This window comes from Kouleothrix sp. (assembly GCF_046328425.1).
Taxonomy (GTDB): domain Bacteria; phylum Chloroflexota; class Chloroflexia; order Chloroflexales; family Roseiflexaceae; genus Kouleothrix.
Genome location: NZ_JAXLWP010000039.1, coordinates 1 through 16,102 on the forward strand (window position 1 = coordinate 1; position 16,102 = coordinate 16,102).

Consider the following 16,102-nt stretch of genomic DNA (forward strand, 5'->3'; position numbering starts at 1 on the left):
TGTGATCAGCCGAATTTGGTATCACTCCTCGAGCATTCGAGCGAGCTACATATACTCGAGCTGGCTGACGCGCCGGCGCCACTCGGCTTTGATCTCCACCGGCGTGCCCTCGCTTGCCAGGAAATCCAGCAGCAAGCGGTTGAACACATTCGGCTGGTCGAGAAACGGGAAGTGATTCGAGCGCCGCAGCTCGAGCACCTGCAGCGAGCGGTATTTTTCGCGTAGCAGGTCGGCCTGGTCGTGGCTCACAATGCTGTCGTTCGAGCAGTACACCGCCAGCAGCGGCGACTCGAGCCTCGGCAGGTCGGTTCGCAGGTCGGCCTTGAGCACTGATGCGACAACCCGCTCGACCACATGCTCCGACAGGCTGTCGGTATCCTCGATGATCTCCTCTTTGATCTGCGAGTCGTCGACTTCGATCTGCCGCACCAGCTTCGACCAGATATTGGTGGGCTGGCTGCGTCCCAGCAGCCGTGAGAGCAGCGCGCCCGGGCGCACCGAGATCGCCTGAGCGCCGTGAATCGGCGTGTTGACGGTCATGATCTTGCCGAAGCGCGCCGGGTGGTTGATCGCCGCGCGGATCGCCACCATGCCGCCAAGGCCATGGCCCGCCAAGTTCACCCGCGTCAGGCCCATATTGTCCATGAAGCCCAGCAGCAGATCGACATACTCGGGCAGCGAAAACTCGCTATCGCGTCGGTCGGACTCGCCAAAGCCCCAGAAATCCAGCGCGTACGCCCGGTTGCGCTCCGAGATATGATCCATCGTCGGCAGCCAGTAGCGCCACGAGCCAAGCCAGCTATGCAGAAAGATAATGGGCTGGCCACGCCGGCCGACCATTTCATAATGCAGGAGTCGATTGTTGAGATGGATCGCGCTCACGAGACGAACTCACACTAGTAAGGCCGGTGATTATTCTTCGGTAAACGCCATTTCAGGCTGCGAGAGCGGCAGCATAAAGCTAAAGGTGCTGCCTTTGCCAAGCTCGCTCTGCACCCAGATCTCGCCGCCGTGCAGCTCGACAAACGACTTGGCGATCGAGAGCCCCAGCCCGGTGCCGCCTACTTCATCGCGCAGCGGGTTGTCGGCGCGGTAGAAACGGCGGAACAGGTGCTGCTGCTGCTCGGGCGAAAGCCCCACGCCGTCGTCTTCCACGTCTACTTGCAGTAGCCCGGCCGGGTTCATAAATGCCCGCAAGTGTACATGCGCGCCTGGGTAAGTGTATTTTACTGCATTCGACACCAGGTTGAGCACCACCTGCGTCACGCGGCGCAGGTCGGCGGTGATCGGCGGCAGGCCAGGCGCGATATCGAGCCGGATGTCGGTGGTTTTACGCTGGATCTCGGCGCGCATGGTCTGGAGTACATCGTTCAACACATAGGTCATATCCACCTGCTCGAAGTTCAGCAGGATCTTGTTTGCGTCGATCCGGCCGATCTCAAGGATGTCGTTGATCAGATCCATGAGCCGGTTGGCGTTGTTCTTCACAACGCTCAGGAATGCCTGCTGCCCCTCGGCTAGCGGCCCGGCCGCGCCCAGCAGCAGGAGGTCGACATACCCTTTGATCGACGTGAGTGGTGTGCGCAGCTCGTGCGACACGCTCGAGATAAAATCGCGCTTGGCACGGTCGGCCTCGATCTCGCGTGTGACATCGCGCAGCACCGCTACGCTGCCGTAGCGAATGCCATCGGGCCGCACCACCGCCGCGAAGTTCATGGCGATCGTCTGCGGCGGTGCGGCTAGGTCGAGGATGCGGTTCACGTATTTGCCGCTCTCGTCCACGATCTGCAGGCCCTCGCTCAGGCCGTTGAAGATCTGCGTAGCCTGCTCGGGGCGCATTCCTGCGCCGCTATACGCCTTCAGATGATCGAGCGGCTGCTGCAGCGCGTACGACGCCGGAATGTGCAACACCTGCTCGGCGGCCGGGTTGAACAGCACCACCCGCTGGCGCTCGTCGAGCACGATGACGCCCTCGGTGATGCTCTGGAGGATCGCCTGGCTCTTGCTGGTTTCCTCGCGCTGCTGCGCGAAGAGCTCGGACATGCGCAGGCCCTGCTCGGTAATAAACGAGTACAGCTCGGCATTGTGAATGACGATCGCGATCTCATTGGCGATCGTGGTCATCAGCTGCACCTGCGCCTGGCTGAAATAGTTGAGCTTGGGGCTAGTGAGCATCAGCACGCCCAGGATCTCGTCTTTCGTGCGCAGCGGGATGGCCACTGCCGAGCGCACCTCGTCGGCGCGGCCGTGCTCGCGCACCCAGCGCTCGTCGTGGCGCACATCCGGGATACTGACGCCCTGCTCCTGGTCCATCACCCATCCGGCCAGGCCGCCGCCGTCGGCGAAGCTGATCGGAATATAGGTCGAGCGCACCGTGCCGTCGGCGCCGAGCACCGCCCGGCAGATCAGCGACTTCGACTGTGGGTCGCGCAGCATGATCGAGCCGCGCTTGACGCCGACGGCCTTTGACATCAGGCCGAGCGATTTGGTGAGCGTGGCTTCGAGCTCGAGCGTCTGCGAGAGCTCGAGCGTGATCGAGTGAACCGCTTGCAGTCGCTCTTTCTCGGCCGAGAGCAGCGTATTGGCCTCGGCCAGCGCGGCAGTGCGCTCGATCACGCGCTGCTCGAGCTCGCTGGCAAAGCGGCGCACCTCGGCGAACAGCCGGCCGTTGCGGATAGCCTGGGCCGCCAGGCTGGCCAGCGCGAACGCCAGCTGGGCGTGCTCGTTGTTGTATGCGCTAATCTCGCTGCTATCGACGGTCAGCAGGCCGATCACCTCGTCGTCGATCAGCAGTGGCGCGCCGATCCAGCCGTGGATGTGCTCGGTGCCTTCGATCACAATAAAGTCGCTGTCGTGCTGCACATCGTCGATCACCAGCGGCTGGCGTGTCTCGACGATCGTGCGCATGTTTGCGTCGTCGGCCAGCTTGAATGAGAACTGCTCGATCTGCGTACGATAGTGCTCGTCGAAGCCGCGGGTCGCGACGATCCTCACGATATCGTCGTCGCGCAGCAGCAGCGAGGCTGTGTCGTATGGCACCACGCGCCGCAGCTGATCGAGGATGAGCGTGGTGATCTCGTCGATCGCCAGCACGCCCGTGAGCGTCTGCGCCACCTCGCGCAAGGTGTCGGCGGCCTGGCGGCGCGCCTGCTCGCTGGCGAACAGCCGGGCGCTCTCGAGCGCCAGCGCCGATTGGGTGGTTAGCAGCGACATGAGCGAGAGTTCGCGATCCTGCCAGTCGCGCGGCTGACGATTGCCGAGCAGCAGCACGCCCAATGGCTGTTCGCGCGTGCCGATCAGCGCGTTGAGGGTGCTGCGCAGCCGCATCTGCTGCGCGATCGAGGGCGTCTCGGGCAGCTCGTCGAAGTCGCGAATGGCGATTGGGCGCTCGGCGTGCAGCAGGCTGTGTGCAATCGCAGCGACATCCTGCGAAATCTCGCGCTCGATCACATTCGGCCGCTCGCCGTCGACGATCACCTGCTGAGTAGGCTGCTGGTGGTCGTCGAACATCAACACGATCCCGACATTGCCTTTCAGCAGGTCGAGTGCGCTGCACGCGATTGCATAGATCACCTCCTGCTGGTCGAAGTTGCCCGCGAACACCTGGCTAATATCGTAGAGTGCGGTCAGCTCCTGCACGCTCTGGCGCGACTCACCAAGCAGGCGTGCGTTTTCGAGCGCAGTAGCGCCCCACGAGGCGATCGTCGCCAGCAGGCGCGTGTCGTCGTCGCTGAAGGTAAACTCGCTCTGATCGCTCTCGATGCCGATCACGCCGATGATCCGGTCGGCGGCGATCATCGGCACGCCCAGCCATGCGCGCGCGCTCTCGCGGCGGCCATTGCCGCGGATCCGCAGCGGCTCGCGCGTGCGAATGACCTGGGCCATCGGGCCGCTCTGGGCGCTGGCCGGCGGCGCCGCGACGCGCCGGCCGTTGGTGTAGCACAGCGGGAATGTGATCAGGTCGCGCCGCTCGTCGTACAGCGCGATCGCAAAGTTGGTGGTGTCGAGCAGGCGGCTGGTCTGGCGATAGATCAGCTCGAGCAGTTCGTCGTGCTTTGATACTGCGCTCAGCGCCTGGCCGATCTGGTTGAAGGTCGCGAGCTCTTCGATCCTGCGGCCGCGCTCCAGGAACAGGCGCGCGTTGTTGATCGCGATCGCCGCCTGGTTGGCAACCGTCGAAACAAAGCGCAGGTCGTCCTGGTTGAAGGCGTGGCGCTCGTAGCTCTGGATGTTGACGATGCCGAGCACTTCCTCGCCAAGCAGAATCGGCACGATCAGGAACGATTCTTCTGGCTGGTCGGAAGGGTCGAGCCGCTGCGGGCCAGGCGGCAGGCCGTAGAAGCTCCAGTACTCGTCTTCGGTGTTGAGCAGCAGCGCTTGGCGGTGGGTGATCGCCCAGTGGTTCGCGCCACGGTCGATGATCCGCGGGGTGAGCTGGACGCGCGTGCCGCCGACGTATGCGATCGGGTAGCTGAGCTGACGCTGGCCGGCGTTGTACAGGCCGATAAACGACGTGCTGACATTGATCACTTTCCCCAGCTCGTTGTGCAGCCGCTCGAGCATGTCGCCCAGCTCCAGCGTCGAGCTGACCGCGCTGCCGATATCGCGCAGCGCATTCGCCTCGCGCAGCCGCCGCTCACGCTCGGTGAACAGGCGTGTTTTGGAAAGTGCCGTGGCCACCTGGCTGGCTACCGTGGTCAGGAAGCGCTGGTCGTCTTCGTCGAAGGCGTTGGGGCTGAAGCTCTGGACATTGATGATGCCCAGCACCTCGTCGCTGAGCATAATCGGCACGCTCAGCCACGACGCGGTCGGCGGCTCGTTGTTTGCCACCGGCGCGGTCGAGAGCTGCTCGACCTCGGCCGCGCTGCGTAGCAGGATGGGGCGCTTCTCAATCACCACGCGCTCCGACAGGCAGCTGGGGTCGTCGACCTGCATACGAATAGTGTTGGGCACGCGCCGGCTGTGCTCCCACAAGATCGGGAATGTCAGCTGGTTGGTAGCGGCATCGTAGAGCGCGATAAACGACTCGCGGGTGTCGAGCACTTCGCTGATGCCGCGATGCAGCGCCTCAAGCAGCTCGCCCTGCTCGAGTGTGGCGTTGATCGCCTGGCTGATGCTATTGAGTGAGATCAGCTCGGCGATGCGGCGCTCGCGCTCGGCGAACAGGCGCGCGTTCTGCAAGGCGATCGCCGCCTGGTCGGCCATGCCCGAAAGCAGCAGCTCTTCGTCGCGGCTGAACTCGCGGCGCTGGATGGTCATGACGCTCAGCACGCCGATCGTGACGCCGCGATAGTTTACCGGCACGCCCATGAACGAAGTATAGTGATTAGCGCGGTTGAAATCGGGGTACAGCGAGCCGCCATCGCGCTCAACATCGGCGACGATCAGCGTGGTGCCGGTGGCGGCCACGCGCCCGGTGAGGCCGCTGCCAACTGCCGGCCGCAGTGTGCGGGCGATCTCCTGCGGGATGCCGAGCATCGCTGCTGGCTCGAGCACCCGGCTCTCGGTGATTGTCCAGAGCGCGACGGTATTCACATCCAGGTGTCGCCCAACCAGCTCCATCAGGTTATCGAGCACCTGCTGCGGGTCGAGCGTCGAGCTGAGCAGGCGCGCGGCCTCAAGCAGCGTTTCGAGCTCGCCAACTTTGCTCTTCAGCGCCGAGGCGCTCTCCTGGGCTTCGCCAAACAGGCGCGCGTTCTCGATCGCCGTCACCATCTGGTTGGCGATCGTCTGGCATAGCTCGATCGTCTGATCGCTAAACTGTTGCTGCCGGCCAACAAAATCGATCCCAGCCGCGCCGATGAGCCGGTCGCCGACGATCAGGGGAAGCAAGGCCACCGAGCGAATGTCGAGCACCTTGAACATCTCGCGCGTGCGTACCAGGATCGGATCGTTCTGAGCGTCGTGTACGATCAGCGGCTGGCGATGTTGTTCGAGCCACGCGACCGACGGGTTGCCCTGCAGCGGGATGCTGATGCTTTTCGACTGCTCGGGCGTCGCTGGCACCAGCTCACCCGCGATCGTCACGGTATTGGCGGCATAGTCGTAGAGCACAATCCGCACCTGGTCGGCGCCGCTGGCGCGCGCCAGCGCTTCGATGGCCGCCCGGTAGATCTCGGAGGTTGCCAGTGTCGAGGCCGCGACCGACGAGACGCGATTCAGCAGCGCAAGGAACTGCACCTGGTCGGTAGCGCGCGCGAACAGCTGGGCGTTCTGGACGCCCAACGACACCTGGGCGCCCACGCTCACCAGGAACTCGCGGTCGCGCTGGCTGAATGCCTGGAGCTGGCGGCTGCTGACGCCCAGCGCGCCGATCGGTGTGCTATCGTAGGTGAGTATCGGGATGCCCAGGTACGAGCGTACGCGGTCGTCGGGCGAGCTCAGGAACAGCGGGTGCAGCTGTTGATTCTCGGCAGTCGCGGCCTCGATATCGTCGAGGTGCAAGATCTGGCTATTGCGAATGATCCAGCCCGCCAGCGTGCCAGTGCTGATCTGGGCAATATCGTCCTCGCTGTCAAGCGTCACAACGCCGCGGTCGAACACCAGCGCTCGCGCGATCCCACGCTCGTGGTCGATCAACGTCAGGCTGGTGCTGTCGGCGCCGAGGGTTTCGTGAAGCACCTCGTGCAGCCCGCCGACCATGGGGCGCAGGTCGAGTGTCGAGTTGGTGACGTGGCCGATCCGGCTGATCGCATCAAGCTCGGCGATGCGCCGCTCGCGGTCGGTAAACAGCCGGACGTTCTGCGCGCCCAGCGCTACTTGGCTTGCCACGGTGCTCAGGAAGGCGAGCTCGCGCTCGCCATAGACACCTGGCGTATAGCTTTGCGCCGATAGCACGCCAACAATATCGCCGTCACCTACCAGCAGCGGCACGCCCAGCCACGCAGCCGAGGGCCGCTCGACATTCCCAAACATCGAGGGCACGATATCCGCGGGCGTTTCTTCGCGCAGGTCGCGGAACAGCAGCGGCGCGCGGTGTCGCACGATCCACTCGACCAGCCCCCTGTGCGTCGGCTGGCGCTCGACCTTCTCGAACAGGCGCACGCCCTCATCGACGGCTAGCCCGCGCACGAGCATATGCGTGTCGCTGCGGTAGGTACGCACCATAAATGCGTCCATCGGCAGAAAGCTCGACAGGCAATCGTAGAGGCTATTGAACATCGTCTCGATATCGAGCGTCGCGCTGACGATATTGCCGATGCGGTTGATGACGGCAAGCTCGGTCAGGCGCTGCTCGCGCTCGGCGAACAGCCGGACTTTTTCGAGCGCCACCGCCAGGTGGTTTGCGAGCGTCGAGAGGAACTGCACGTCGCGTTCGCTAAACGCGTTTGCTTGCATGCTCTGCGCGCACATCAGGCCGATGACCTGGTTCTGGCTCAGCAGCGGGATGCCCAGCCACGATCGCACATCAGCCGCGCCCAGGCGCAGCGGCTGGATCGGCAGGCTGGCGCGCTCGGCCGGAAGATCGCGAATATATAGCATGCCGCCGCTGTCGATCACCCAGTCGCTCAGCCCGTTCTTTGGCACCGTAGCCTTGTGGTACGGCGCCATATGCTGGCCAAACTGGTTGAACAGCTCGTAGCGCATGGTCTTCTGCTGGCTGTCGACCGAGAGCACGAAGAAGAACGGCAGCTCCCCGAGATACGCGGCGATCTCGGCGTAGACGCGCGCGAGCAGGTCGTCGAGGTCGAGCGACGAAACCGTAGCTGCGCTGGCGCGCGCCAATGCGGTCATCTGGGCGGCCTGGTCGCGCGCCTCGCGCAGCAGCTCGAGGTTCTCGATGGCGATCGCCGCCTGCTGGGCGTAGATTTCGAGCGCTTCGACCGTGCGGCGATTAGGGCGCTGGCGATCGTACGGGTTTTCGACCGAGATCAAGCCCAGCAGATTGCTGCGGGTGCTATACAGTGGCACAAACAGCTCATCGCCGGCCTGCCACTCGCCGGGTGCGCGCTCGTCGGTGATCGTCGTGCCCGATACGCTGCTCAGGTCGATCTCGGCGGCTATCTCGCGCACGTCGTTTTCGGGGATGAAGAAGCTGCGCCCGATGCGAAAGCGCGGATCGAGAAATCGCTCGGCGATGGCAACCGGGAATACGCCGTGCTTGATCCGCTCGACTTCCTCCAGCGGCAGGCCAGCTGCGGCGATAATCCGCAGCATATCGGGCGCGTCGCTGTCGACGATGTTGATGACCACCACCCGGAAGCCCGTGGTATCGACGATGCTGAAGGCGATCTGCTCAAGCACCTCTTCGATCGAGCGGTCGGCGCGCAGCGCCTGGCCAATATCGAGCACTTCCTTGAGGAGGCCGGCGCGGCGCTGCAGCAGCTCGCGCTGGCGCACTTGCTCGTTGTAGCGCTGCGTATTGCCAATCGCCAGGGCTGCCTGGTCGGCCAGCGCGCGCATGAATTCGATCGCGTCGTGGTTAAAGTTGTGCGGCGTGGTGCTATGCAAGTTCACAACGCCCACAACCTGGGCCTCGTAATAGATCGGCATTGCCAGCGCCGAATGCGCCTGCGGGCCAAGGCCGGCCAGCCGATCGTCGCTGTCAAGCTCGTTGGCCAGGATGGGCTCGCCGTGCGCTATGGCCTGGTCGGCCAGCGTGTTGCTGCCGCTGACGATCTGGTTCAGCAAGTTGGCGTGTACCTCGCGCTCGAAGCCACTTGCCGCGATCACACGCACGGCGTCGAGGTTGTCGGCCGTCAGATTGGAAGTGCGCGGGCCTTCTTCGAGCGTGAACGCGCGCATAGCCTCTTCAAACGCGAAGCCCTGGTGCAGCGCGATATAGCCGCAGCCCGCGCCGGTAGCCCGCAGTGCCTCCTCGAGCGTAAAGCCCAGGATGTGGCCGAGCGACAGGTTCGAGGTGAGCTGGCGGCTGATCCGCTGGAGCGCTGTCAGCTGCTGCAGCCGGCTGCGCAGAAATTCATCGGCCGCCTCGTAGCGGCGCGCGTTGTTGATAGCCTGCGAGGCTTGCGCGGCGACAATCGTAAGCAGGCGCTCGTCGTCGGCGGCGAAGCTGTTGGGTTTGTTGCTGAACAGCTCGAGCGTGCCAAGCAGCTGATCGCCGAGGTTCAAGGCCACGCCGAGGTAGCTGCGGATGGGTGCACCGTCGGCGAATGTGGTGAAGTGCGGCCGTGCAGGCGCCTGCTGAAAGTCGTCGAGCCGCAGCGCGCGGCGGTGCATCGCCAGCCAGCCGGCCAGGCCGCCCGCTGGTTGGGTTGCTACGGCTGCATTGCTGGGCCGAATCCCGCGCGTTGTCATGACGCGCAGCGTCTTGCTGGATTCATCGAACAGGCTGATCTCGGCGCCAGTGAATGGCACCATCAGCTGCACGCCCACCAGCACAGCCGACAGCATCTCGTCGAGCGATTGGTTGATCTCGAGGCGCCGGCTGATCGTCTGGAGCTGCTCGAGCTCGTTTGCGCGGCGCTGCTCGGCGATATACAGCTGTGTATTGGCGAGTGCGGTGGCGATCTGGCTGGCGAGCGTTTGTGCGAGGTTTACATCGGCGCGGGTGAAGCGCCGATCTTGCTCGACATACCCGATTGTGATCAGGCCGACAGCGCGGTCTTTGACGCGCAGCGCCAGCACCAGCGCGCTGCGCAGGCCGCCGAGGCGCAGTGTGTTAGCCAGCGGCGAGCTGTGCGCGGCGGCGTTTGCGCCGTCGATCAGCAGTGGCTCGCTCGACTGCATCAAGCCAGTGATAAACCGGTTGTTGCCGATCGGCTGTGGCGCCGCGGCCGGCTCGTCGTGGCCTTCGAGGTTATACGAGGCGGCCTCGTATAAGTTATCGGGGTCGTTCTGATCGACCAAGAAGAGCCGGCAGCGATCCGCGCCCATCACCAGCGCGATATTCTCGGCCACGCGCGTCAGCATTGGCTCGGTGCGCAATGCCGAGCTGAGCATCTGGCCGTTTTCATACAGCACAAACAGCTCGCGCGCGCGCTGCTGCTGCTGTGTCACCAGCTGGGCATTGCGCAGCACAAGCGCGGCCGGCTTGGCGAACGACTCGATCAGCAGGCGATCGTGATCGGCGAAGCGCGCGCTCGCGCGCGTATGCATCAGCACCAGGATGCCTACCAGGTCGTCTTGCACCAGCAGCGGCACGCCAATGCTTGCCCGGAAGCCCTCGTGCTCGAAGATGCTCAGCCGATGCGCGTAGCGCTGGTAGTCGTCGATCAGGAGCGTAGCGCGCTGTAGGGCGGCCTGGCCGGCAATGCCTTGGCCGCGGCTCTGGCGCATACCGGTGTAATCGTGCGACATACCGTGGCTTACCATGAGCTGCAGGTCGTTATCGTCGGAGAGCGTGTAGATCCCGCCGCCTGCCGCGCCGCTGAGGTTCACCGCGCGCTCGAGCAACGAGCGCAGCACGCCATACAGATCGAGCTGGCCGGTCAGGTCGAAGCGCAGCGCCGAGGCGGCCTCGAGCGTAGCCTGCTCGCGCTGATGGGCGGCCTCGCGCTCGATGATTGCCAGCAGCAGCTCGAGCTGGGCGCGCAGCGCCTGTACAAACGCTGGCGAAAGCGCCAGATCAGCTTCGGCGGCGGAGCCAAGCAGCAGGGCGCCGGCCGGCGCGCCGGCATGCGTCAGCGGGATCTCGAGCACATTAGGGTTCGAGCGGTAGCCATTTTGCAGCAGGCGCTGCTCGTCGTCGCCGTTGAGGCCCCAGCTAGCGACGACCTGCGAGATTGCGGAGGTATGTAGTAAAAATAAACCCCAAGGACACGGAAGGCGTCGCTGTGCTAAATCCGCAATCTGTCGGGCAAACTCTGCCTTGCCTTGCAGTATTGCGACGCTCTGGCCACAGGCTGCCAAATCGGCCAGGAGCTCCCAGGCTCGTACCTGTGGCGAAGCTAGCGTTGTCGTGTCCATATCCAGGGGTATGCTCCTCCCAGAATACGGTTAGCTCGAAACCGTTGCTGGATGCTGGTACGGTGATATGCTCGGCGTAGGAGCAGCAACGCGCATTTCCGGCCGGCACGCGCCAGCGAGCGCCGGCGGTTGTTATGGCCGGGCATAGCTGGCATGGCTACGGCGGCCTAGCTCGCGCGCCTCGGCGAGTGCGTGTTGCCGTGCATTTTCAACTGCCTCGCTCAGCTCGCGAATATCGTAGAATGGGCCGTCGTCGCTGGTAAGCACGCCAATCGAGAGCGACATCAGCGGCACCTGGCGCGGGGTGCCCTGGTCGTCGTTGACGACGATATAGCCATTACGGCGGTCTTTGTAGTTGTATTGCAGGCCAATTTCAGCGTCGAAGCGCTCGCACAGCCGTGTGCAGATCGCCTTGAGGTGCTCGGGCGTCGAGGTCATCACGAAATCGGGGCCGACCACCATCTGGCCGATGAAATCGCCGGGGCCGCCCAGCTCGTTGATCACCTCGTTGAGCATGAGCGCGGTGAACTTGAGCACGTCTTCGCCCACCACCGCGCCATAGGCCTGGGTGAATGTCTCGAAGCCGTTGATATGAGCCTGGGCCAGGCCCCAGCCCGTGCTAGCCACCAGCTGGCGGTACTGCTCGTTGATTAGCTCGGCGGTGGGCAGATTGGTGACGGGGTGGGCCAGGTTCTTCTGGCGGGCGCGGTCGAGCGCGCCCTTGACGATCGTGTGCACCTCTTCGATATCGAAAGGCTTGACGATATAATACTCGGCCTGCACCTCGCCCAGGCCCTTGATGCGATCCTGCTTCTCGCCGCGGGCGGTGAGGAAGATGATCGGGATATGGCGGGTGCGCGCACTCTGGCGCAGGGCGCGGCCGATGTCGTAGCCCTCCATATCGGGCAAATTGACATCGAGCAGGGCCAGGTTTGGCGGCGTCTTGCGGCAGATATCAAGCGCCACCTGGCCGCGCATGGCCGTCATTACCTCGTAACCCTGCGACGTAAAGTAGATCTTGAGCAGGCTGGAAATATCTGGTGCGTCTTCAACGACAAGAATCTTATCCTTGCTCACAGGGGTGCCTCCTAATGGCGCAATCGCGCCGCCTCGGGCCACGATACATGAAGCGGCGCTATCGGTTCTTCATCGGATAGTGCGTCGGGCCGCTCGATCACGCGCGGCCATTTGTACACCGTACGCAGCGGCTCGCCCTGATCGTCGACCTCCAGGTCGTCGATGTTGGTCATGGGCCGAACATTACGGCCGACCACGGCCTCGGTGTCGGCGTAGATGAGCGTGCTATTCGAGCCGATCATACGCGCGGGGTACACCACAAAGCCGCTGCCGATCTTACAGTTGTGCCCAACCGCCGAGCCAATCACCGGCAGGCCGACCTCTTCTTTCTCGGGGCGGCTGGCGCCCTTGCGCTGGTGGTACGTATGGATCGGCTGGTTGCGCAGGTCGAAATCGGTGAAAATATTGCCCGCGCCAATAAAGGTATTCCGGCCGACCACACACATCTGCAAGCAGCTGAGCTGCGCCACCATGGAGTTCTCCATCAGTGTCGTCATGAAAATACCGGCGTTCCAGGGCAAATAGCAACGGTCGCTGACAACACTGAGCATCACCTGCGAGCCTTGCATGATCGTCACATTCTTGCCGATCAGGCTGTTGGTGATCACCACGCCGGCGCCAATGGTGACGTTATCGCCGATGATGGTTGGCCCGTGAATGGTGGCGGTTGGGTCGATCGAGCAGTTTTTGCCGACCTTCACCAGCCGCGAGCTTGAGAGGAAATGGTTGCGCCAGCGTGGCGCGAACGGGTTGAGCTTGTCGAACAGGGTGGTGAAAGAGACTGCGAGTTTTTCCTTCCAGCTTTCTTCGGCGAGCTGCTCGTGGATACGGCCCCACGAGAACACGCCAAACGGCGAGTTTGCCAGGAATAGGTGCACCCAGTTTTCGATCGAGAGAAACGCGCGCCTGGGCACCTGGAAGACCAGATCGCCGTGATTGGGGGCCATGTAGGTCGGGATGTGGTAGTAACCCATCTCGCGTGGGTCGGTCGGCACCACCAGCGGCTGTGGCTCTTCGGTGACGCCGCTCGGGTAATAGTAGAGATCGGCGATATAGACGTTATGCTGAATATCGAGCGTGATGCCGTCTTGCAGGCGTAGTGCGTGGGTGGTGATGGCCTTATCGTCGAGCGCAAACGCAATCTGGCAGGCATGGCCGCTAGCCTTCGCTTGCTCGATGAAGGTATTGATCAGCTGATCGTTGAAGAAGAGATTATCCCGGTAGACGAGCAGTTCCTCGCGTTCGCTTGGAATCTCGGCCAAGGAGTCCACTTCCAGTGCGCCGCGGCAATGGTGGGCTAATAAGTCGCGCTGTAGGAGCCAGAGCGGCTTATTCAAAATGCGCAGATCGCGGGCCGGCTCGCCGAAGGGGGGGATCGGTGTGCGCTCGCGTATAACGATGCGTTTCATAGGCTAGGTTCCCCTTGTTGTCGGCCGGAGGGCGTAGTGAGTTTGGATGGCCTCCTCCGGGGTTCTACACCCCTTTTACTATACAAGATAGCGTCAGCGTATCCAAGATTTGGAGATTACATTCGCATTACGCGTGGCGCTGCGTAATTTGTATTATTTGTTAGCAGCCGATCTGAATGGCAGCGCCTCACGCTAGTCGATGGCGTCTTTGTCGATGGCGAAGATGCAGGCGTTGCTGCCGGTGCCGCGGCACTCGATCTCGTCCATGTGGAACGAGTGCCCGCCCGTCACCCACGTCAGCGCCTCTTCCAAGATCCCCTGCGCCAGGTGGCAGCACGGCTTCTCGCTCGTCCGCCCCCAGCACACCGGGCACTTCTCGATGATATACAGAAACTGCCCCTTGCGCTCTTCCACCCGCGTCGGCTGATCCGAGAACCGGTCGAACGTCTGCGCCGTCGCATTCAGCGCAATCTTCATCTTCATCGTCATCGGCATCAGCTTGAGCGCCAGGTCGGCCATGCCCAACAGCGGCCCGAACTCCTTCAGCCCCAGGTTGAAGGCATACCGCCCGGCGCGCAGCTCCATCCCGCGCGCCCCGCGCGGCCCGTACATCGTCTCGGTCGACTTCGAGATCGTGGCCAGGTCGACGAAAGGGAACTCGCGCTTGAGGTTCGAGGCCGGGTAGTTATTGACCAGGTGGCGCGCGCCGGCGAGGTTGAGCAGCGCGTTGACCCCATTGCGGCCCATCACGTCTTCCAGGCTGATCAAATACAAGCGCCCGATCAAGTTCGGGTAGAAGCGCGGCTCGAGGTCGTTTGCGGTGCCACGGTCCTCTGGCATTGCCCGGCTCCTTACGGGGACTAGTGCGGAAGGCTAAAGCTGGATTCGCGACCAGAAAGCTTAGTTCATTGTACACGATGCGCTATGCGTAGTCAATCGCATCAGAAGGACTTCGGTGGGGTATGGCGGCAGTACCATGCGCCTAGCTGGGCCGCCGACGTGCAGATAACTGCCGCAGCGACGCCGAAATGCCATGGCTGCCAGGGCCGCTGGCGAGCGCAAACAAGCTGGTACAATTGAGATATGATCGTCATAACTGAGTATCCCGTAAGATTCACGAGCTGCGCGGTGAGTATTTTTGCCTTCGGCAGAGCGGTGCTTTTCGTTTCTCGTGCGCAGAAAGCGGCGCGGAGCACTACCTTCTGCGCACAGAAGAGATGCAGTACCTTGCTGCCACAGGCAAAATCGGCGTACGGCGCGGGCCACCGCGTCACTCGTGTAAGGTTGAGGCAGTGAAGCCGTTGCGCATTGCGGATCGGAGGCGCCGCGCCGGGCTGTTGGCGCGCGCGTGGCTGCCCGGCTCGTTCGACCATGTAGCCATCGCGGCCGTGCTGCTGCTGATCTTCGCGGCGGCGGCGCTGCCGAGCGCTCAGAGCGATACCTGGTGGCAGCTGCGCACCGGCCAGCTGATCGTGCAGACTGGCAGTATCCCAACGACCGACCCATTTAGCTCAACTGTGCGCGGCGGCCCCTGGCCGAACCACGAGTGGCTGGCCGAGGTGTTGTTCTACCTGGCGTATGCGCTGGGTGGGCTGCCAGCGCTGTTCGCGCTGTGCGCCGGGCTGATCGTGCTGGCGTGGGGCGGGCTGGCGCTGGTGTGCGAGGGACCGGGGCGGGTGCGCGCGGCCGCGCTGCTTCTCGGCGCCACCAGCCAGGCGGCGCTGTGGAGCGCGCGCCCGCACCTGTTTTCGCTGGCGCTGCTGGCGGCCGCGCTTGGGCTGGTGCCGCGGCGCCGGCTGCACTGGCTGTACCCGGCGCTGTTTCTGCTATGGGCGAATCTGCATGCCGGCGTAGCATTTGGCGGAGCGCTGCTGGCGGCGGCGACGCTGGTGGCGTTTGCGCGCGACTGGCGCGACTGGCGCGGCTGGCGGCGGAGCGATGGCGCACGTTGGGCGCTGATAGTGCTGGCGAGCGGCCTCGCGACACTGGCCAACCCGCTGGGAATAGGGCTGTGGCGGTATGTGCTGGCCTCGTTCGGCGATACGACGCGCGCGTACCTGACGGAATGGCAGCCGCCGAGCTTGGGCTGGCCGGCCAGCTACCCATTCTTCATGCTGCTGGGCATGTGCGTGGCTGCGGTGGTGGTAGCGCGCGCTAGCTGGCGCGGCCAGCGCGACTGGACGCTGCTGGCGGTGGCGCTGGTGTTTGGGCTGCTGGGGCTGCGCTCGATCCGGCATACCGCGTTTTTGCCGCTTGTGGCCGCGCCGCTGCTGACTCGGCCGCTCCGCGATTGGCCGGCGCTGGCGGCGCGCGGCGGGCGGCGCGGGCTGGCGCACCTGGCGCTGCTGCTGGTGGTCGCGGCCGGCGCTGGGCTAGCCGTACTGCGCGCATGGGCGAGCACGCCGCCAGTGCCGCTTGGCCCGGCGATCGTGGCGGCGGTGCGCGGCTGCGATGGTGTGCTCTACAACACCTACGACGCAGGCGGCCCGCTGATCTGGGCGGTGCCCGAGCGGCCGGTATTCGTCGATAATCGCCAGGATCCGTACCCGGCCGACCTGCTCTTCCGCGCGGTGCTGGCCGAGCAGCGCGGCGAGTACCAGGCGCTGTTCGGAGAGTATGGGGCGGCAACCACGCTGCGCGCTGGTGCCGGCCGGCCAGCCGCTGTACGTAGCGCTGCAGCGCGACGGCTGGGCCGAGCTGGGGCGCGATGCGCAGCTGGCGGTGCTGGAGAAGAAGCCTGATAGCAG

6 protein-coding genes are annotated in these 16,102 nt (G+C 64.0%); 1 reads left to right on the forward strand and 5 read right to left on the reverse strand.

Translation table 11 applies throughout. The annotated features are described in order from the left end of the window. Window positions 1-45 precede the first annotated feature (45 nt). The 5 genes from U0177_RS26265 to U0177_RS26285 form a co-directional block, all read right to left on the reverse strand. Complete coding sequence (locus U0177_RS26265; RefSeq protein ID WP_409573645.1) at window positions 46-882, reverse strand: alpha/beta fold hydrolase; 837 nt, start codon at window positions 880-882, stop codon at window positions 46-48. Window positions 883-912: 30 nt separating this feature from the next. Beyond that, window positions 913-10,602, reverse strand: coding sequence for a GAF domain-containing protein (locus U0177_RS26270; RefSeq protein ID WP_409573646.1), 9,690 nt, complete (start codon window positions 10,600-10,602; stop codon window positions 913-915). Window positions 10,603-11,001: 399 nt separating this feature from the next. After that, entirely contained in the window at window positions 11,002-11,946 is a 945-nt protein-coding gene (locus U0177_RS26275; protein WP_409573647.1) for a response regulator, read from the reverse strand. A gap of 11 nt (window positions 11,947-11,957) precedes the next feature. Then, window positions 11,958-13,355: a DapH/DapD/GlmU-related protein gene (locus tag U0177_RS26280; RefSeq protein WP_409573648.1), complete on the reverse strand. Its 1,398-nt coding sequence runs from the start codon at window positions 13,353-13,355 to the stop codon at window positions 11,958-11,960. Window positions 13,356-13,547: 192 nt separating this feature from the next. Then, complete coding sequence (locus tag U0177_RS26285) at window positions 13,548-14,195, reverse strand: V4R domain-containing protein (protein ID WP_409572135.1); 648 nt, start codon at window positions 14,193-14,195, stop codon at window positions 13,548-13,550. Between the two features lie 452 nt (window positions 14,196-14,647). Here U0177_RS26285 and U0177_RS26290 point away from each other — a divergent pair, with 452 nt between their 5' ends. Beyond that, window positions 14,648-16,096: a hypothetical protein gene (locus U0177_RS26290; RefSeq protein ID WP_409573649.1), complete on the forward strand. Its 1,449-nt coding sequence runs from the start codon at window positions 14,648-14,650 to the stop codon at window positions 16,094-16,096. Window positions 16,097-16,102 lie beyond the last annotated feature (6 nt).

Coding starts and splice junctions, on each gene's coding strand:
- U0177_RS26280 (WP_409573648.1), bottom strand. CDS start 13,355: ATGAAACGCATCGTTATACGCGAGCGCACACCGATCCCCCCCTTCGGC.
- U0177_RS26285 (WP_409572135.1), bottom strand. CDS start 14,195: ATGCCAGAGGACCGTGGCACCGCAAACGACCTCGAGCCGCGCTTCTAC.